The following is a 20528-nucleotide window of genomic DNA, read 5'->3' on the forward strand; positions in this document are numbered from 1 at the left end:
ACTAAAAAGTAGAGTAAGGAACGATGAAAAAGGAGCTTGATTTATGACGAAAAAATTGGTCTTAATAGATGGGAACAGCATTGCCTACCGTGCATTTTTTGCACTGCCGCTGCTAAATAATGATAAAGGTATCCATACAAATGCTATCTACGGTTTCACGACGATGCTGCTTCGTATTTTGGAAAACGAGAAACCAACGCATATGCTCGTTGCTTTTGATGCGGGCAAGACGACATTCCGACATGAAACATTTAAGGAATACAAAGGCGGCCGTCAAAAAACACCGCCTGAATTATCGGAACAGTTCCCGCTGCTGCGCGAATTGCTGGACGCTTTTTCAGTTAAACATTATCAGCTCAGTCAATACGAAGCGGATGATATTATCGGTACGTTAGCAAAACAAGCAGAGCAGGATGAATTTGAAGTGAAAGTCATTTCCGGAGATAAAGATCTTCTGCAGCTTGTCAGTGATAAGACGACAATTCAGCTGACAAGAAAAGGGATCAGCGAAACAGATTCCTACACGCCGGATTTCTTGCTGGAGAATATGGAAGTCACAGCAGATCAGATCGTCGATATGAAAGCATTGATGGGTGATAGTTCCGATAATATTCCTGGTGTTCCAGGTGTCGGACAGAAGACCGCTGTGAAGCTTCTAAAGCAATTCCAAACGCTTGATCACATTTACGAGCAATTGGATGAAGTATCAGGAAAAAGCATCAAACAGAAGCTTGCCGATAATAAAGACTCTGCTTATATGAGCCGGGAACTTGCTACCATTGATACAAAAGCGCCAATTGAAGTAAGTCTTGCTGATATCAATTATGATGGCTACCAGACGCCAGCTTTAAGTACGGTCTTTAAAGATCTTGGTTTCCAATCGTTGCTCACTAGAATTGGTGAAGAAGGAGAGACGGAGGAAGTTTCACAAGAGCTTGCGCCGCTGGATGTAACCATTGTTGATGAAGTGAAGAGCGAGCTATTCACTGGTGAGGACGCCTTAGTCGTTGAGATGCTGACAGACAACTACCATACAGCACAGGTAGAAGGATTTGGTCTTGCCAATGCGAATGGTGCTTATTTTATTCCTTCTGACGTTGCATACAATTCGGACGTATTCAAGGAATGGGCACAAGACAGCTCAAAATCGAAATGGGTATTCGATGTAAAACGAACGGTCGTAGCGTTGCTGCATCATGGTATCACATTGGAAAATGCTAATTTTGATTTGCTATTAGCTTCCTATTTAATCAATGCATCTGAAAACCATCACGACATCCCGGCAATTGGGCATCGCCTAGGAATGAAAGATGTTTTGTATGATGAAGAAGTGTACGGAAAAGGTGCCAAGATGAAGGTGCCGGAAGTGGAAGCACTTGCCGAACATTTAGCTAGAAAAGCAATGGTTATTTATAACTTGAAGCCAGAAGCAGAAGCAAAACTATCGGAAAACGAACAGCTGGAGCTGCTCCAGAATTTAGAGCTGCCACTTGCTGCTATTCTAGGTGAAATGGAATACCTTGGCGTGCAAGTTGATGTAGAGCGAATTCAGGAAATGAAGGAACAGTTGGGCGGCAGATTAACTGAAATTGAACAAAAAGTATATGAATTGGCAGGAGAAGAATTTAATCTTAATTCACCAAAGCAGCTCGGTCCGATCTTGTTTGAGAAATTGGGCTTACCGGTTATTAAGAAGACCAAAACAGGCTATTCTACCTCTGCAGACGTATTAGAACAGCTGGCGGACCAGCATGAGATTATTGAGCAACTGCTCTTGTACCGTCAATTAGGCAAACTGCAGTCCACATATATTGAAGGTTTGCTGAAAGTAGTGGATAAAGACAATAAGATTCATACACGGTTCAATCAGGCATTGACCCAAACAGGGCGATTAAGTTCAACGGAACCCAATCTGCAAAATATCCCAATTCGACTGGAAGAGGGACGTAAAATTAGACAAGCTTTCGTTCCATCGAAAGATAATTACGTTATTTTTGCGGCTGACTATTCCCAAATCGAGCTGCGCGTACTAGCGCATATTGCACAAGATGAAAAGCTGATTGAAGCGTTCAATGAAGATATGGATATTCACAGCCGAACAGCAATGGATGTATTTCATGTAGAAGAGAAAGATCTTACAAGTAATATGCGACGCCAAGCAAAAGCTGTTAACTTCGGTATTGTTTATGGAATCAGTGATTATGGACTGTCTCAAAGTCTTGGCATTACAAGGAAGGAAGCACAACAGTTCATCGATCGTTATTTCAAGAGCTTCCCAGGTGTTAAAACGTATATGGAAGACATCGTTCAGGATGCGAAGCAAAAAGGATTTGTAACAACGATCATGAATCGCAGACGTTACCTGCCCGATTTGACTAGCCGAAACTTCAATGTACGCAGTTTTGCTGAACGTACAGCGATGAATACACCAATTCAAGGCAGTGCCGCAGATATTATTAAGAAAGCTATGATTGATTTAGCAGAACGTTTGGAAACAGAACAAATGGAAGCGAAGCTGCTGCTGTCCGTACACGATGAATTGATTCTCGAAGCGCCTGAATCAGAGATTGAAAAACTAAAAGAAGTTGTTCCTGATGTGATGGAACATACAGTGAAGCTGGATGTGCCGCTAAAAGTGGATTATTCATACGGGAAGACATGGTATGACGCGAAATAAGCACGGAAAGAAGGACAGGAAATGCCAGAATTACCAGAGGTAGAAACAGCAAGAAGAACATTGGAACAGCTTATCGTTGGCAAGACGATTGCCGATATTACTGTCCACTGGCATAAAATTATTAAATTTGATGAAGGCGCAGATGCTTTTATCGAACGGCTGAAAGGACAGACGTTTCGATCTGTCGGCCGCAAAGGAAAGTTTCTTTTATTCTATTTGGATGGAGATGTCATTGTCTCCCATTTGCGAATGGAAGGAAAGTTCTCTCTAAAGCCGGAAACAGAGCCGGACAATAAGCATACACATGTTATTTTTAAGCTGACAAATGGGGAACAGCTGCGTTACAACGATGTGCGCAAGTTTGGTACAATGCATTTGTTTAACGAAGGACAGGAAAACGACGCACCGCCGTTAACCTTAGTTGGTCCGGAACCTTTTGATGAATCTTTTACACTGGATTATTTCAAAGAGAAGGTACAAAAAAGCAGCCGGATGATCAAAAATATCCTGCTGGATCAAACGGTTGTAGCCGGCTTGGGTAATATTTACGTAGATGAAACATTATTCAAAGCAGGTGTCCACCCAGAACGGCGCGGCTCTTCTATAACCGATATCGAATTGGTTCGGATTCAGCAAGCAGCTGCTGAAACACTGCTGGAAGCAGTCGAAAAAGGTGGCAGTACAATTCGCAGCTATGTAAACAGCCAAGGAAAGATAGGATCATTCCAAAATGAGCTGCAAGTTTACAGCCAGCAAGGTACACCATGCCCAAATTGCGGCCGGGAAATTATAAAGATAAAAGTAGGCGGCAGAGGAACGCATCTCTGTACTTCTTGTCAGCAGTAAAGGAGGATCCAGCTATGAGCTTGGTGATTGGATTAACTGGGGGCATTGCATCCGGGAAAAGCACCGTCAGTGATTTGTTTAGAGAATACAAAATTCCAGTGATTGACGCTGATGTAGTAGCACGGGAAGTAGTAGAACCCGGTGAGCCAGCTTTGGCAGCAATCGTTAAAAGTTTTGGGGAAGAGATTCTGCTTTCAGACGGAACACTCGACCGGCCCAAGCTTGGCAGTATTATCTTTCGGGACGAGCAAAAGCGGGAGCAGCTAAATAATATTGTTCATCCTGTTGTTAGAGAGAGAATGACAGCAGAGCGTGATCGGCTGAAAAAAACTTACCCAGCTGTCGTGCTGGATATTCCGCTGCTATTCGAAGGAAATCAGCTGCAGCTAGTCGATAAAGTGGTTGTTGTGTATGTCGATTCATCCGTTCAGCTGGAACGGCTCATGCGGCGGAATGAATTAACAGAGCAAGCAGCAATGGATCGAATCAACAGTCAGATGTCATTAGAGCAGAAAGCGAGCAAAGCGGATGCTGTGATTGACAATAACGGCACCCCTAAAGAGACACAGGAGCAGCTCGAGCAGCTACTGACTTCTTGGGAGATTATAGACAAGTGAACAATAGAAAGGCCAAATCGTTTTGCGATTTGGCCTTTTATTTTATTTGAAAATCATCTGGATTATAGTGGGAATGTTGTATAACAGGAGGAGTGAAGACCGCTTGTTAAAGTAAAGTCGCTGGATGACCAAGATAAGCAGCTAATTAAAGAAGCAGAGAATGTATTAAAAAGAACTACAGCTATGGTCGTCATCATATTGGCTCAGCTGTACGAAAAAAAATCGGGTGAAATGTATTCGGCAGTACATGTGGAAGCCAATGTCGACCGCATAACTGTCTGTGGGAAAGCCATAGCTATTGGTAAGTCCATATCTGAGGGGCTTCTGAGATGGAAACTATTGTACCAGTTGCTCACCCACATCCGCTCCTTGCGTGATATGCCGTAAGTTGATGAATGATAATGGAAAGATTCAGATGTCATTCTTTCCTATAATGGTGAGTTAGCAAAAAATAATGTATTAGAGCTCTTGCAAGAAAGTACACAAAATAATTTGATATATAAATGTCTTTTTCGTTCGCACTATTCTTTTATTGTGTTATACTATATTAAAGTTTAAACAATATAGTGTGGCACATTAAAGGAGGCAATACGATGACAATACGTATCGCGATTAATGGATTTGGCAGAATTGGAAGATTGGTTTGCAGACGAGCAATGGAGCTGCCTGATTTGGAGATTGTAGCAGTGAATGCCTCCTATCCGGCAGAAACATTGGCTCATCTACTGCGATTTGACAGCGTTCATGGTAATTTGGATAAAGAAGTTTATGCAGAAACAGATACTATTTTATATGATGGCAAAAAAATTACTGTAGTAGGTCAGCGCAACCCGGAACTGCTTCCATGGAAAGAGCTTGGTGTGGACGTTGTGATCGAAGCTACAGGTAAATTCTGTTCTCAAGAAGCTGCATCTGCACATCTGGATGCAGGCGCGAAGAAAGTTGTCATTACAGCTCCCGGTAAAGATGTGGACGCAACAATTGTTATGGGTGTAAACGAGCGGACATATAAAAGTGACATCCATCACATCGTTTCCAATGCGTCATGCACGACCAATTGCCTAGCACCAGTTGTGAAAGTACTCGATGAATGTTTCAAAATTAAAAATGGCTTAATGACGACGGTGCATTCCTTTACCAATGATCAAAAAAATATCGACAATCCGCACAAAGATCTTCGTCGTGCGAGAGGCTGTACGCAGTCAATCATACCGACTACTACAGGTGCAGCCAAAGCGCTTGCAGAAGTACTTCCGCATTTGAAAGGGAAGCTTCACGGTATGGCTTTACGTGTGCCGACTCCGAATGTATCACTTGTAGACTTGGTAGTAGATGTTGAAGCGTCTGTTACGGCTGAACAAGTGAATGATGCTTTCCGGACAGCTGCTGAGACGGATATGCGTGGTATTATTTCATACAGTGAAGAACCGCTTGTATCCATCGACTACACAACGACAGAGCAGTCAGCAACCATTGACGGACTATCTACTATTGTAATGGAAGAAAACAAGATAAAGATTATCGCTTGGTATGATAACGAATGGGGTTATTCCTGCAGGGTAGTCGATCTAGCGACATTAGTCGGAAACGGTGTAAGAGAAGCGAATAGCGCAGAAGTTATGTAATCTTTGTATATCCCCCTGGAGATATTTCGGAAGTTTGCTTGCCAAACAGGTACAAACACTATATACTTCTTTTTGCATGCATCTTTGCAGCAAGGGCGTTAAAACCTGTTTTCCTAAGGAATCTATGCAGTAAGTGACTTGCTTAAAGGGTTAGGACCTCTTTGGACTAACTTTCCCCCGTGGCAATTCACGCATCTATTTTTTAGGTAAATATTCTAAGGGGGAATTACATTGGATACAATGGGAAGACATGTAATTGCAGAACTATGGGATTGTAACATAGAAACGTTGAACGATATGCAGCAGATTGAACAAATCTTTGTTGATGCTGCACTAAAGTCAGGTGCTGAAGTAAGGGAAGTCGCTTTCCACAAATTTGCGCCGCATGGCGTAAGCGGAGTGGTTATTATCTCGGAGTCACATTTGACAATCCATAGTTTTCCGGAACATGGTTATGCGAGCATTGATGTTTACACTTGTGGTAACATCATTGATCCGAACGTAGCTACTGATTATATCATTGACGCGCTTGAAGCTAAAACGTGTGAGAAAGCCGAGCTTCCGCGGGGCATGGGTCCTGTGGCAGTGCAGCCGAAATCACATTAATATTTGGACAGACAATTAACCCCGCTCTTATTCTGGAGTGGGGTTTTCTAATCGTCAATGAAGGCTGTATTGCTACATGAAAAGATGGTAAACATACATAGTGATGGAGTAACTATTGCGTACTAGAGATAATGCATTTATTCGCATTTTTTTATTACTTCGGATATAATAGCAGGTACTAATAGTTACTGCTAGAAAGAAGGTATAATTTTGAATAGACGTGTCGTAGTTACTGGATATGGTGCAGTCACACCGCTTGGTTCGGATGTGGAGACATTTTGGGATAATATAAAAGCTGGGAAATCCGGCATCAAGCCATTAGATGCAGAAAAATTCGCTGGGATTGCGTCGCAAATTGGCGGAACAGCAACTGGGTTTAACCCAGAGAAATACCTCGATAAAAAAGATATCGAACGATATGACTTATATAGCCAATTTGCTTACGTTGCAGCAGTCGAAGCGATGGAGCAGGCTAATCTAAATGCAGAAACAGTAAATCCGGAACGGGTAGGGATATACATTGGCTCTGGTATCGGCGGAGTAAATACGCTTCTAGACAATCACGAGAAGCTGCTGGACAAGGGTCCGCGCCGTGTCTCGCCATTTATGGTACCAATGATGATTAGCAACATGGCAACAGGAATTGTTTCCATTAAGACGGGCTTTACTGGACCTAGCTTTGCACCTGTTTCTGCTTGTGCTACAGGTAACCATGCGATTGGGGAAGCCTTCCTGAATATCAAGCATGGCTACTCCGATGCAATGCTTGCTGGCGGAGCTGAAGCATCAATTACACCGTTTGCTTATGCTGGTTTCACAAAGATGCGAGCAATGAGTACGCAGAATGATACGCCAGAAACAGCCAGTTCACCATTCGATACAAACCGCGATGGTTTTGTTATGTCCGAAGGTGCCGGTATTTTAGTGCTGGAAGAACTCGAGCATGCACAAAAGCGCGGAGCAGTAATCCTTGGAGAGGTTGTAGGATATGGCTCGACAACAGATGCCCATCATATTACATCTCCAAACTATCTAGGACCTGCCAAAGCAATGAAGCTGGCGATGCAAATGGCAGATTGGGAAGCTGATGATGTTGACTATATTAATGCCCACGCCACGAGTACATCAGAAGGCGATAAAACGGAAACAAAAGCAATCAAGGAAGTATTCGGTGATAAAGCGCATGACTTGCTGATCAGTGCTACCAAGTCCATGACGGGTCATTTGTTTGGAGCGGCTGGAGGAGTGGAAGCGATTATTACGCTAAAAGCGCTGCAAGATGGCATCGTTCCTCCGACAATTAACTATCGAGATGCTGATCCAGAATGTGACTTAACATATGTGCCGAATGAATCAGTCAATAAAGATATTACATTTGCTTTGTCAAATGGATTCGGTTTTGGCGGTCATAATGCGGTGCTGGCATTGCGTAAGTGGAAAGGGTAGCCCTCGGCTGCCTTTTTTTGTTTCCGCTGCGGTCCTTCGATTTTTCACTTGAATCATGGTAGAATAAGAAAAAGGCGATACAAACGTGTCGTAAATGCGCGAAGCCTGTCGAGGCTTGCAAAGAATAATGGGGTGGATCGGCATGAAATGTCCAAACTGCCAATATAAAAGCACAAAAGTATTAGATTCCCGTCCCATAGAAGAAGGACGTTCCATCCGGCGTCGCCGGGAATGTGAAGAATGCGCCTTTCGCTTCACTACATTTGAGCGGATTGAAGCAACGCCGCTGATTGTTGTGAAAAAAGAGGGGACAAGGGAAGAATTTAGCAAAGAGAAGCTTATGCGCGGACTAATCAAAGCATGTGAGAAGCGTCCAGTAGCGCTGGAGCAGATTGAACATATCGTATTGGAAGTTGAAAAAGAATTACGCAACGGCGGTACATCGGAAATACAAAGCAAGGAAATTGGCGAAATGGTCATGGAACGTCTGTCGGATGTGGACGAAGTGGCTTATGTTCGATTTGCATCTGTATACCGACAATTCAAGGATCTCAGTGTCTTCCTGGAAGAATTGAAAGACTTGATTAAAACCGATAAATAATTGTAACAGCTTGGAAGATGGAAAGGACAGATTGTATGAAAAGTCAGCATATCGGGAAACTGCTGCCAGCTGACGGGTATCAGATCCGGATGAAAAGATCCCTTCCGAATGGATATTCGGTCGCTTTGACTCACTTGTATCAGCCGCTGCTTGGGTTAAGGGCAGTTACCTTATACCAGACGATGGTCAATGAATATATGATGCATCACGGCATGTATGAACCCAAAACACATCACCTGCTGATGACATTACTGGATATGCCAATGGACCAATTATACGAAGCGAGACTGCAGCTGGAAGCGATTGGACTCATCCGAACATACAAGCAGCATGGAGAGCAGCGTGTGTTTACCTATGACTTGTATCCGCCGTTTACACCAGCTGCCTTTTTTGCTGATGATATGCTTTCGCAGCTGCTTTACCATCAATTAGGGGAAAGTCGTTACAAGGACATGCAGCAGGCTTTAGTAGCAGCAGAAGAGCTGCCTGACGCAACGGAAGAAATTACTGCATCATTTGAAGCTGTCTTTTCTGCGGACAAGCTCGCTAAACAAGGTGTGCTGCCGATGAAAGCTCCGGCCGCGCCGGTTGCAGAAGAGAATCCCGGCCCTTCCATCGAAACGGATGTGGTGGATTTTGATTGGCTGGGTCAATCACTCAAACAGCGGATGCTGAATCCTAAAGAGGTTCTGACACCGCGCAATCAAAAGCTGCTCGAATCCATGGCTGTGCTTTATAATCTTACTTCGCTCGATTTGGACAAAGCAATGCAATGGGCCGTTTCGGAAGACAATGTGCTCAATCCGACCGAATTCAAATCGGCTTGTCATGATCTGTTTTTAGCACGCCCAAGGACAACAGAAGTAAAAGTAATGGAGCTTACACAGAAGGATGCCAAACAAGAAGTGCAGGCAACTTCCAAGCAAGAGAAGCTTGTTCACATGCTTGAGACAATTTCACCAAAGCAGCTGTTAGAAGATATTTCTGGTAATGGAACAGCAGCAGCTTCTGACTTGAAAGTTATCCGGGACGTGATGGCGGAGCAAGGCATGGCACCAGGAATTATGAATGTCCTCGTTTATTATGTGCTGCTCAAATCGGATATGAAATTATCAAAAGCATACATGGAAAAAATAGCTGCACATTGGGCACGAAAAAAGATAAGCACAGTAAGAGAAGCGATGGAGATTGCCAAGAGCAGCAATCAGCCATGGAACACAACAGCAAACAACGCGAAGCAGCCAGCAGCCGCACGGCGGAAAAACGGTGGCCGATCCGAGGTCGTTCCGGAATGGTTTGATCAGAAAGGCAAAGCAGAAGCGCCGAGCACGACAGCAGTGCCGGATGCGGATGTAGCAGAAATGCTTAAACAATTTAATGCGAATAAGCGTGGCGTTTAAGAGATAGCGGGAAGGGGGTGCACGTATGGAGCCCATTCAGGCATCATTAAAAAAATGGATGCAGGAAAACAATAATTTCAAAGAAAACTTTGAACGTATGCAGCAGCAAGTTAGAGAAAATCCGGAAGTTAAAGCGGTACTGGAAGCAAATCCGCAGCTGACAGAGCAGGATATTCAGCGTAACTTGATGCGGCTTTATGAATATACGACAGCATCAAAAGCGTGTCATGATTGTCCGGCACTTGGTCAATGCAAAAATATATTAAATGGTTACACACCAAGATTGGAAGTGGACGGGCATGTTATCCGTCTTGCTTACGATAAATGTCATACCCGTCTTCAGCATGAAGAGCGAGAGAGGCAAGAAGCTCGGATTAACAGCTTGTATATGCCAAAAGATATTTTAGAGGCATCAACAGAAACACTCGATCATGGCGATTCCGAACGTCAGCAGGCGATCCTGAAGACATTGCAGTTCCTGCAGCAGACAGGTGATACAATTCCGGAACAAGGTCTTTATTTCTATGGACCGTTTGGTGTGGGTAAAACGTATTTCCTAGGCGCTATCGCCAACTATTTGGCAGAACGGAATATCTCCAGTATGCTCATTTATATGCCGGAATTTGTACGAGAAATAAAAGCATCCCTAAAAGACGATTCGGTCAATGAAAAAGTGGACATGTTTAAAAAAGCACCAGTTCTCATGTTGGATGATATAGGGGCTGAGTCACAGTCTGCCTGGTTCCGCGATGAGATACTCGGTTCGATTCTCCATTATCGAATGATGGAACGATTGCCAGTCTTTTTCACCTCCAACTATTCCATTGATCAATTGGAGCAGCAAATCGCAACGACAAATCGCGGTGATGTGGAAAGAGTGAAAGCAGGACGAATCATGGAGCGCATCAAGCGTGTCGCAACCGAGGTTCCGTTGTTCGGGAAAAACAGAAGAAACAATTAAGAAGAAAGGGCAAGCCATGCGGCTTGTCTTTTTTTCAACTCATAAATCCATTTTCTGCCCATATAATGTAACAGTTGATAGTGGCGAGGGTGGTTGATATTGCGTAAAGTGTTTATCAAATCAAAGATAGAGATGGATACATTTTGTTCTTGTTTAGCGATGCTTGATGTAACGAAACAAGTGTACGTGGCTGAGGATGAGCGATGGGGTTATGAGGCGACGATTCAAGATGGATACCATCGCCGCATAGCAGCGGCGCTTGTAGAAACATTTCTCCATCATCGTGAGACAGCATGGATCAAGCAAATTGCCAACGAAGTTTATTACTATAAGGACGAGGAAGCGATAAAGCGCATTGCAGAGCTGACGCACACGATTCTCGTCGGGGATATGTATGAAGAAAAGAAGGAACCGAGCTTACCGCGTCAGCAGATTACCCAAATCTTTCAAGAGATAGCTGCAAAAAATATTCGTGTGTTCTTTGATGCTGTCATTCAATTTCGCAGCAGCGCGTACAAAGAAGCGCTCACTGTCGTTGTGGGCGACGCTATTGATGAATACAAACTCGAAGAAGAGTATCAGCTGTATGTGGAATCGCTGCGCCAGTACATTAGCAAGAAGCCAATAAGTAAGGAAGCCGTTCATATTATTCAAGGACCTGATTTTTCTTTCTACAGGGAAGATGGAAGCTTGTTTTCCGGTAAAGAAATTAAAACATTGGCAAACCAAGAACCGCTTGCCCTTGCAGGAATCGGGAAGCAAGAGATGAACCTGACACCTTTGATTGCCATGTCACCTCGTAAGATTTATTTGTATGGTGAGCACCCAACGGATCCAAAAACACAAACTGTGATTAATATTTTCCAGGAAAGAGCCACATACCTTCCTTTACATCAATTCCCTTTCGCTTGTTTTTAACTGCTCTTGCATTTTCCGGCTGTTGCGCTTATACTGTACATTATATGAAGAAGCGACAATAAAGGACACGATAGTAAAATCCGTTTGCTTGCAAGAGAGGGAAGCCAAGGCTGGAAGCTTCCTGCATACGCTTTGCTGTTACCACCTTTTACAGCTCCGTCGGAGGACGAAAGAAAACCGGCGGCGTTCGATCGACGTTACCGATTCTTGAGCCGGAATTATATTTCGGGAATTAGGGTGGAACCACGAGACAAATGCTCGTCCCTTTGCACATCAATTGTGCAAAGGGACGGGCTTTTTATATTTAGGAGGAAAACACAAATGGCAGATGTACTAGAATTCATTTTCCCAGATGGAGCAAAAAAAGAATTTCCTGCTGGAACAACTGGTGAGGATATTGCCGGTTCTATTTCTTCAGGGCTGAAAAAACAAGCGATCGCAGTCAACGTCGACGGCATTGCATATGATTTGCGCACAGAGCTTCCAAACGGAGGCGCAATCGAAATTGTTACTCTTAAACAAGAGCAAGGCGTAGAAATCATGCGTCACTCTGCAGCGCACTTGTTAGCGCAAGCGGTAAAACGTCTGTATGATAATGTACAGTTTGGTGTTGGACCAGTCATTGAAAATGGCTTCTATTATGATATGGACTTAGAAGCTTCTATCACACCAGAAGATTTGCCGAAAATCGAGAAGGAAATGCAGCGAATCGTTGATGCAAACCTTCCGATTGTACGCAAAGTCGTTTCTCGCGAGGAAGCCAAAGCGATGTTCCGCGAAACCGGCGATGAGCTGAAAATAGAGCTAATTGACGCAATTCCAGAAGACCAGGATGTAACGATTTACGAACAAGGTGAATTCTTCGACCTTTGCCGGGGCATTCACGTACCATCTACAGGAAAGATTAAAGTATTCAAGCTGCTTAGCATTTCCGGTGCTTACTGGAGAGGCGACAGCAATAATCAAATGCTGCAGCGCATCTATGGTACAGCTTTCGAGAAGAAAGGCCAGCTGGATGACTATTTGAAAATGCTTGAAGAAGCAAAAGAGCGTGACCACCGCAAATTGGGGAAAGAGCTTGAGTTATTTACTGTTTCCCAAAAAGTCGGTCAAGGTCTGCCGCTATGGCTGCCAAAGGGAGCGACAATACGCCGTACAATCGAGCGTTATATCGTAGACCTAGAGGAAAAGCTTGGTTATGATCACGTTTATACACCAGTACTTGGGAGTGTAGATCTTTATAAAACAAGCGGACACTGGGATCATTACAAAGATGACATGTTCCCGACAATGGAAATGGACAATGAAGACCTTGTTCTTCGTCCAATGAACTGCCCGCACCATATGATGGTGTATAAAAATGAATTGCATAGCTACCGCAGCTTGCCAATCCGTATTGCCGAGCTTGGTACAATGCACCGTCACGAAATGTCTGGCGCGCTTGCCGGCTTGCAGCGTGTTCGGGCGATGACATTAAACGATGCGCACATCTTTGCTCGCCCAGATCAGTTGAAAGATGAGTTCATTCGTGTAGTGAAACTTGTAGAAGCTGTGTACAAAGACTTTGGTATCGATGATTACAAATTCCGCTTGTCTTACCGCGACCCAGAAGACAAAGAGAAGTATGTCGACAATGACGCGATGTGGGAAAAAGCACAAGCAATGCTGAAAGAAACAATGGAAGATCTTGAATTGGATTATGTAGAAGCAGAAGGCGAAGCAGCATTCTACGGTCCGAAACTGGACGTACAAGTGAAAACAGCACTCGGCAAAGAAGAAACATTGTCTACTGTACAGCTTGATTTCCATTTGCCAGAACGCTTTGATTTAACTTATATCGGAGAAGACGGAAAAGAACATCGTCCAGTTGTTATCCACCGCGGTGTCGTATCTACAATGGAACGTTTCGTTGCCTTCTTGATTGAAGAATACAAAGGCGCCTTCCCAACATGGCTTGCACCAGTCCAAGCGAAAATCATCCCAGTTTCTCCTGACGCGCATCTTGCATACGCACGCCAAGTAGAAGATGCACTTCGCATGGAAGGTATCCGCGTTCAAGTAGACGAGCGGGAAGAGAAACTCGGCTACAAGATTCGTGAAGCGCAAGTACAGAAAGTTCCTTTCGCCATCGTCTTAGGTGATCAGGAAGTAACTGATCATGCAGTAAACATTCGCCGCTATGGTGAAAAAGACTCTGAAACGAAGGATCTGAAAGCTTTCGTGGCAGAAATTAAAGAAGAAGTAGACAAGCGCATATTGCGTAAGTAATAGAAATTCCTTTCACTGCCATTATGGCGGTGGAGGGATTTTTTGTTTGGTAAGCTTGAGAAGCCGGAGGGGAATTTTTCGGGCAAGAATCTCTTCACTATGTTCGGATATGAGGATTCTCGGGTGCTATCGATATAAATAACGTCGTAGTTCAAATTTACTTTGAACTCTTTGTCGTAGATAGTGACGATTTCTTCTGCCATTGTTTCTAAGTAGTCATCAATATCTTGGTCTTCTATGCTTACTTTGTTTTTGACCTTGTGATAGAACTCTAATTTGAAAATAGCAGTACTGTAATAAGCGAGAATTTCTAATTTCGTAGACTTGTTTTGACTTTCCATAGCGATAGCGGCTGTTTCTTTAGATGCTGTAGAGGCTCCGAAACCAAAGAAGTTTATGTTGACTACATCTCTGTATAGGAGACCAGCAAATATCTTGAAGACAAGCGCAGCAGCCATTAAACCTAAAACTCGAATTGTTGTTCGGATATTAAGTAGGTTCTGTCTGTTTCATAGCGATGAATTTGTTCGCGCCTGAAGGCTGAATGGATTTATCCGTCGTATTGGATTCCTTTGTGATTTCCGATGACTTGTCCTTTGCTGTCTTAACAACCCCTTTTGTTGTTGTCTGAGTTGAGGTATTGGAATATCTTTTAATAAACTTGGCGTTGAAAAGGAAAACTTATTGTGAACCTCCTAGTTTGAGCGAAAATCTAACGACAAAAGTAAAGCGAGATAAATAACACTCTCTTTTTATGGTTTAACTAGGAAAAAGTCCCGCGACAAAAGTAGGGTTTTCTGTTGAGTCTCCTTATAATGCTGTGAAAGTTTTCGTTTTTTTGTATAATTTTTACACAAGGAGAAATATGAGTGCGGAGGTACTTTTGTGAAGATAAAGACAATAATACTCGTTTTACTGACTACTATCGTTTTAGGAGGGTGTAATATGACTAACGGAAAAGAATCTGCTGCGCCGTCAGATATGGACCCTAAAGACTTGCCGGATGTACCGGCATTTCAAGATGAATTTACTCGCAGCTTCTTAACATCTACTGAACCGGTGCGAGAAGGTTATTACCCGTTTGAGGCTAAAACTGGAAAATTCACGATGGCGTTTCCTGGAGATATGGAAGTAATTGAAAGAAGTTATACTAATGCTTCTGCGAGGGATAGCGAGTTCGTTGACATTACTCATATGGATAACGAACTTGATTTAGTTACCAATATTCAATTAAAGTACTATGGCTTTATGAGCAGCGAAGAATCCATCAAAGAGGGAATGTCTAAAAATAGTAATGAGAACTTGGATTTTCGACCTTTGGAGTCCCAATATGAAGGGCAATATATAGAATATGCTGATTTAACCGAAGCTCACCGTCCGGCTTTTGCAACACTGATATGGAACGATAATAAAGACAACATTCGAATATTCGCAGATATGTCTTGTAAAAAGGGTCTTAGTTCTCAGAGGTGCGATGAAATGGTAAAAGCTGAAAAAGAACGCATATTGAAGTCGCTCAAAACCATTAAGCTAACAGAAACTAAGGAGGGATGATTTTATGTCCCTTGAGAAAATCACTACAACCAATATATGGATGCGATTGGTAAATACAGAATATGATAATTTGAATTCTAAGGAGTTAGAACTCAAATTCAAATCTATATATTTAGAAGAGACAGGGGAACTTTATGAAGGCGATATTAGTATCTACCATTCTTCTGAGTCTGAAGTTACATCAAAGTTGAATTCTGGGTATGATGGAACAGCGCTTTTACTGTCTAATAACAATGAAGAAAAACTATACGTTATAAACCAAGGAACTACGAATTTAGCTGACTGGAAAGAAAATATAAAAGGACCGTTTGCAGGAAAGTCTGAGAAACAAGCGGAGGCTACCAGAACATTTGTGGATGATACAAAAAGAAACTTTGGGGTTGGAGATGGTGTAGAAACTATCTCTTTGGGGCACTCTCTTGGTCACCACAACAGTTCAATGACGGGAATATCGGACGATACGTTTGATGAAATATACGGGGTGAATGGGCTCCAAATTTCACCTGTTGAGGCGTATAATTATGACTTTAACTTCTACGATGCGGTAAATGTACATTTCGGATTAAGGGGTAAGAACGATATCTATGAAATACCCACTAATGAGCTTGCTGAATTCACAAAAGAATTTTATGCAGATGCGCCGGTAAAGATACACCAGTATATATCAGAAGATGATCCGCTATATGCTGTTACTGAGAAAGCGGGATTTGTGACATTTGGTGATGTTACGAAGGTCGATACAAAACTGGAGACTGATGGAATTAAAGAACTTGTTGATGATATACCAGATGATGTTATAGCGAGCTTCAGAGACCTGGCAATTGATTACGCCGATGCTGATAATAAAGGTGGAGTTAATGAAGTTGTATATCAGCTTCTTGGAGTACAGATGGAATACCTTGAAGGAATAGAAGGCAAGGCTGACCTCTTAAAGTGGTATGCGATGCATAATGATGAAGTTGATGAAACAATGCGAGCATTAAAAGACAATTTACCACCTTTGGCGGATAAGATAAGGTTGATAAGTCAAAATGCGGATACCATCTTTGGGCGCCTTTATGAGGCGGGATATATAGATGAAGAGCAAAAAAAAGTAATGATAGAGGAAATCGGAAACCTTGATGAAGGTCTGACAAAAATTCTTGGACTAATTAATGCGAATGTAGGCGTTAACGAAGAAAGTTGGAGTGTTGCGCTGGGTGGTGATATTGCTACGTTCCTAATTGGGAAAGAAATCGCAGGTTCTCTTACAGAATCTATCCAAAACATATTAGATAGTGGCACGCTGGATAGCTTAAAAGGTATTAAAGATAGCCACAGTATTAATGAGTTGCTGAATGCTATGACGAAGGGCAAGAAGAGTTACATAGGAAAAGACCTAATATATACTGCAAACGCCGGTGGCGGTGAAGCTATCAAAGTTAATATGACAGCCGCTCTGAAGATGTATCGTAAAGGGGCGATGCTTCTTGACGAAAAAAGAACTGCAATTGTCCGCTTAGAAGAGAGACTTAATGAAGAAATCGCTATTTCCTATAGAGAAGAGAAATATAAGGTTTTGGACGGGATAAACCATATTGAGGCTAGTCCGAAAAGCTTTGCGTATGAAAGAGGATGGATGCATAGATACCCGCTTTATGAAGTAGAATCTTTGGTTGTTGACGAACATATTGAACCTTTGCGGAACGCTGATATGGATGAAGAAGTCCGCGAGCTGTACAAGAATGTAGAAAGTGGTCATATGATGTTAGAAGACTACAGAAAAGCGATTGAGGAATTGTTTCGGAAAGAAGAAGAAGTTGCTCAAATGTTCGATTTGGTGAGGGGGTTCTAGCTGATGAAATTCACTGATACTGAAATAGTGCAAGTTATCCCGGAAGAAGATCATAGCTACAAGGGGAGAAGGCTCAGGCAATCCATAGAAGAAATTCAAGATAAAGATGATGAATTTTATTCGCTAATAAATAATGTGATTGTAGGAGAAGACCAGAAGGGTAAGATAATGGACCAGATGTCCACAGTTGCTTTTATGAGAAAGTTGAATGAGCAGAAACTCTATATGTCCCTTGCCTTAAAGACAATAAAAGTAGTTGGTAACTACAGTGAACGAGTAGAAGATAACAAAAGGCAAAAGGTTGTCCTCACGTACAATCAAAGTGCAAAAGTTAATTGATAAACCATAGATAACAATAGACAATATGCGGAACCACCTTTAACCGGGAGGACCGCTATTTTTGTATAATATTTTTGTTTTTTCTCAAAAACTGAGCTTTTTAAATTAGAATGTTAAAAACACTTAAAGGAGAGATTTATATGACACAAGTAAACCTACCAATAATTCAAACTGAAAGAGATGCATTACTGTACGTGAAAACTACAGAAAGTGATAACATTCATCAGAGTTGGAAGCTAGAAAATGGTAACCTGCGACAGGACTAATGGTATTTGATAATATGAAAGAATAGATTGATTCTATTAAAGATATTAGTTGGATTAATGATGCAGATTATATAGTTAAAAAATCCGATGACATCACATATTATGGATACCCGCACTTCTTGAAAGAGAATTTCCGAAACATCTTTATTGGAAAAGCCAAAGAGACTGGGAAGCTTAATCCTGAAGACTGGGGTCGCTTGTAATTACTTTATTTTACGCTGCTTCCATATTGCTTCAACTATCGGATAAAGATAAACTAGCAATGCAATTATCATCAGCCACGTACTGCCGTGATTTATCCACCGCATTCCAATCATACTGAATTCCACTGCTATGGAAGATAAAAGCAATACACCTAGATTCTTTAGCTTGTTCACCGTTTTACGGCTCAGCAGATAGAACGCTGCTGCATTTTGCTCATTTAAGCGCTCTGGTTGATTGTGCAATTGAGGATACATTTCTAATAAATGCAGAAGGAAGAAGTTGACCATCCCGAGCGCTGGCAATAGCAGCAGGCTTTCTTTTGCAGCCCAATTATCGACTTTCCCGGTTATGCCCATATGAAGCGGTGTTTGCTCAGGGAGGTGCTGCCAGATAATAATTAGGAAGAGGCTAGTAGTTAACCAGCTGCTGATTCCGATAATATCCCAAACTTTTTCGCTGTGAGTTTTCGGCAGGTGAAGCTGTTTTTGCATTATTTTATCACCTCTTTGTTTAATTACGGTACTGTTGGGGAATAAGTTTCGTCTAGTTAATTTTAAAACGACGGTTGTCAGTATCGTAAGAATATGTTACATTAATTGAGCAGGATTAACGGGCTTCACTATGATTGACAGTTTACATCAGCTATGATAAGATTGTAAAAGTGAAATAAATAATGATCTGAGACAAGCAGAAGTACCCACTTCTCACCTGATTGACGCCGCTTGGCAGTTGGCAGGTTTGATAAACAGTGTTTTAGGACAAGTGTGGGTGCCGTATGCGTACCGGCATTTTTTTTATGCTTTTTTACAACCATGTGTAACTGATTAGCGGCGGATATCTTGTCCCCGATCATAAGTTTCCCAAAATATCCTGGAGGTGGATGATTATTAGCAAAGAAATGAACGTCAATGAGAAAATTCGTGCACGTGAGGTGCGACTCATTGATTCCAACGGTGACCAGCTTGGCGTTAAATCCCGTCAGGAAGCATTAGAAATCGCTCAGACGAGAAATCTTGATTTGGTGCTTGTGGCTGCAAATGCAAAACCACCAGTTTGCCGGATTATGGACTATGGTAAATACCGCTTCGAAATGCAGAAGAAAGAAAAAGAAGCGCGTAAGAACCAGAAAGTAATCAACGTAAAAGAAGTGCGCTTGAGCCCCGGTATCGAGGATCACGACTTCAACACGAAGCTTCGCAACGCGCGTAAGTTTCTTGAAAAAGGCGATAAAGTAAAGGCTTCTGTTCGTTTCCGCGGACGTGCCATTACGCATAAAGAATTAGGCCAAGAAGTTCTCGAAAAGCTTGCTGGAGAGTGCAAAGATGTTGCAACGGTTGAAATGAGACCGAAAATGGAAGGCCGCAGCATGTTCCTAATGCTTGCTCCTATAGCTGAGAAACAGTAAGCCGAAGGATATAAGGAGGAAATACGATGCCAAAAATGAAAACCCACAAAGGGTCTGCTAAACGTTTCAAAAAAACAGGTTCTGGAAAAGTAAGCCGTCATCACGGTTATACTAGCCACTTGGCTGCTAACAAGTCTACGAAACAGAAACGCAAGCTTCGTAAAGATGCACTAGTTTCTGCTGGCGACCTTAAACGAATCAAACAAATGCTACCAAAATAATAAAAACTGAAAGTTAAGCTTTCGTCCTATAGGAGGGAATACAATGCCACGTGTAAAAGGTGGAACAGTAACGCGTCAGCGTCGTAAACGCGTTCTTAAGTTAGCAAAAGGTTACTACGGTGCGAAACACGCACTATTCAAAACAGCAAAACAACAGGTTATCAAATCAGGTCAGTACGCTTATCGTGACCGCAGACAGAAAAAACGTGATTTCCGTAAACTTTGGATCGCACGTATCAACGCTGCTGCACGTATGAACGAACTTACTTACAGCCGTTTGATGCACGGTCTTAAGCTTGCTGGTATCGAAGTAAACCGCAAAATGCTTTCTGAGCTTGCAATCTCTGATGAGAAAGCATTCGCTCAGCTTGCTGCAAAAGCTAAAGACGCTTTGAAATAAGCTAGAAAAGCCGCTATCACTTGATAGCGGCTTTTTGTATAGAGAGGGGAGAAAAATGTGTGGCTGTTTCTAGTTCTGTATCTTATCATCGTCAACCTGCTGCTGTTTAGCTGGATGGGGATTGATAAACGGAGAGCCCGCGCGCATGCTTGGCGTATCAGTGAGAAACGATTGTGGATTACTGCTGTTATTGGCGGTGCTATCGGTGGTTGGATCGCGATGCAGGTTTTTCGACATAAAACGAAGCATACAGCCTTTGTCTTCGGCTTTCCTTGTCTTATCGCCATGCATGTCCTACTTGTTCTGTATCTTCTCTGAGAAAAAGTAATATGTGCTTGTC

At 42.5% G+C, this 20528-nt stretch carries 19 protein-coding genes, 1 pseudogene and 1 other annotated feature; of the genes and pseudogenes, 19 read left to right on the forward strand and 1 reads right to left on the reverse strand.

Features of this window, described 5'->3' with window-relative positions; translation table 11 throughout:
• Window positions 1-43: 43 nt before the first annotated feature.
• The 15 genes and pseudogenes from polA (at window position 44) to B1K52_RS10880 (ending at window position 17692) form a co-directional block, all read left to right on the forward strand.
• Window positions 44-2677: a DNA polymerase I gene (polA, locus tag B1K52_RS10810; protein WP_077308099.1), complete on the forward strand. Its 2634-nt coding sequence runs from the start codon at window positions 44-46 to the stop codon at window positions 2675-2677.
• A 21-nt stretch (window positions 2678-2698) separates the two neighbouring features.
• Window positions 2699-3523 (forward strand): DNA-formamidopyrimidine glycosylase, encoded by an 825-nt coding sequence (gene mutM / locus B1K52_RS10815; protein WP_077308101.1) that lies wholly within the window; start codon window positions 2699-2701, stop codon window positions 3521-3523.
• Between the two features lie 14 nt (window positions 3524-3537).
• Window positions 3538-4140: a dephospho-CoA kinase gene (coaE, locus tag B1K52_RS10820; protein ID WP_077308104.1), complete on the forward strand. Its 603-nt coding sequence runs from the start codon at window positions 3538-3540 to the stop codon at window positions 4138-4140.
• A gap of 120 nt (window positions 4141-4260) precedes the next feature.
• A pseudogene (locus B1K52_RS18275) lies at window positions 4261-4617 on the forward strand (cytidine deaminase); the annotation flags it as partial.
• A gap of 116 nt (window positions 4618-4733) precedes the next feature.
• Window positions 4734-5765: a glyceraldehyde-3-phosphate dehydrogenase gene (locus B1K52_RS10830; protein WP_077308106.1), complete on the forward strand. Its 1032-nt coding sequence runs from the start codon at window positions 4734-4736 to the stop codon at window positions 5763-5765.
• Window positions 5766-5996: 231 nt separating this feature from the next.
• Window positions 5997-6371, forward strand: coding sequence for an adenosylmethionine decarboxylase (speD, locus tag B1K52_RS10835; RefSeq protein WP_077308108.1), 375 nt, complete (start codon window positions 5997-5999; stop codon window positions 6369-6371).
• 210 nt (window positions 6372-6581) lie between these two features.
• Window positions 6582-7817, forward strand: coding sequence for a beta-ketoacyl-ACP synthase II (gene fabF, locus B1K52_RS10840; RefSeq protein WP_077308111.1), 1236 nt, complete (start codon window positions 6582-6584; stop codon window positions 7815-7817).
• A 142-nt stretch (window positions 7818-7959) separates the two neighbouring features.
• Window positions 7960-8418: a transcriptional regulator NrdR gene (nrdR, locus tag B1K52_RS10845; protein ID WP_077308113.1), complete on the forward strand. Its 459-nt coding sequence runs from the start codon at window positions 7960-7962 to the stop codon at window positions 8416-8418.
• Between the two features lie 35 nt (window positions 8419-8453).
• Entirely contained in the window at window positions 8454-9818 is a 1365-nt protein-coding gene (locus tag B1K52_RS10850; RefSeq protein WP_179106531.1) for a replication initiation and membrane attachment family protein, read from the forward strand.
• A gap of 25 nt (window positions 9819-9843) precedes the next feature.
• A complete protein-coding gene (gene dnaI / locus B1K52_RS10855; protein ID WP_077308117.1) occupies window positions 9844-10779 on the forward strand; it encodes a primosomal protein DnaI in 936 nt (311 codons plus the stop codon).
• A 108-nt stretch (window positions 10780-10887) separates the two neighbouring features.
• Window positions 10888-11697 carry a sporulation protein YtxC gene (gene ytxC / locus B1K52_RS10860; protein WP_256855967.1) on the forward strand — a complete coding sequence of 270 codons (810 nt, stop codon included), beginning with the start codon at window positions 10888-10890 and terminating at the stop codon, window positions 11695-11697.
• Window positions 11698-12018: 321 nt separating this feature from the next.
• On the forward strand, window positions 12019-13965 hold the full coding sequence (thrS, locus tag B1K52_RS10865) for a threonine--tRNA ligase (RefSeq protein WP_077308121.1): 1947 nt from the start codon (window positions 12019-12021) through the stop codon (window positions 13963-13965).
• Between the two features lie 945 nt (window positions 13966-14910).
• Window positions 14911-15519 (forward strand): hypothetical protein, encoded by a 609-nt coding sequence (locus B1K52_RS10870; RefSeq protein WP_077308123.1) that lies wholly within the window; start codon window positions 14911-14913, stop codon window positions 15517-15519.
• A 4-nt stretch (window positions 15520-15523) separates the two neighbouring features.
• A complete protein-coding gene (locus tag B1K52_RS10875) occupies window positions 15524-17353 on the forward strand; it encodes a DUF6792 domain-containing protein (RefSeq protein ID WP_077308125.1) in 1830 nt (609 codons plus the stop codon).
• Between the two features lie 3 nt (window positions 17354-17356).
• Window positions 17357-17692: a hypothetical protein gene (locus B1K52_RS10880; protein WP_077308127.1), complete on the forward strand. Its 336-nt coding sequence runs from the start codon at window positions 17357-17359 to the stop codon at window positions 17690-17692.
• Window positions 17693-18161: 469 nt separating this feature from the next.
• Here the strand turns inward: B1K52_RS10880 and B1K52_RS10885 are convergent, their stop codons facing one another.
• Entirely contained in the window at window positions 18162-18653 is a 492-nt protein-coding gene (locus B1K52_RS10885) for a DUF1648 domain-containing protein (RefSeq protein WP_077308129.1), read from the reverse strand.
• 188 nt (window positions 18654-18841) lie between these two features.
• Window positions 18842-18963 (forward strand) — a sequence feature (ribosomal protein L20 leader region).
• Window positions 18964-19060: 97 nt separating this feature from the next.
• On the opposite strand from B1K52_RS10885, the gene infC reads away from it, so the two are divergent.
• From infC to B1K52_RS10905, 4 genes are read left to right on the forward strand one after another with little or no spacing between them, the layout of a single operon-like run.
• Entirely contained in the window at window positions 19061-19567 is a 507-nt protein-coding gene (gene infC, locus B1K52_RS10890; RefSeq protein ID WP_143588928.1) for a translation initiation factor IF-3, read from the forward strand.
• A gap of 26 nt (window positions 19568-19593) precedes the next feature.
• Window positions 19594-19788, forward strand: coding sequence for a 50S ribosomal protein L35 (rpmI, locus tag B1K52_RS10895; protein WP_077308133.1), 195 nt, complete (start codon window positions 19594-19596; stop codon window positions 19786-19788).
• 43 nt (window positions 19789-19831) lie between these two features.
• Window positions 19832-20188: a 50S ribosomal protein L20 gene (rplT, locus tag B1K52_RS10900; protein ID WP_077308135.1), complete on the forward strand. Its 357-nt coding sequence runs from the start codon at window positions 19832-19834 to the stop codon at window positions 20186-20188.
• Window positions 20189-20245: 57 nt separating this feature from the next.
• The gene (locus tag B1K52_RS10905; RefSeq protein ID WP_373022416.1) at window positions 20246-20506 is read left to right on the forward strand and encodes a DUF1294 domain-containing protein; all 261 of its coding nucleotides are present in this window, start codon (window positions 20246-20248) and stop codon (window positions 20504-20506) included.
• The last annotated feature ends 22 nt before the right edge of the window (window positions 20507-20528 follow it).

Origin of the sequence: Terribacillus halophilus, assembly GCF_900162685.1 — a bacterium.
Classification (GTDB): domain Bacteria; phylum Bacillota; class Bacilli; order Bacillales; family Amphibacillaceae; genus Terribacillus; species Terribacillus halophilus_A.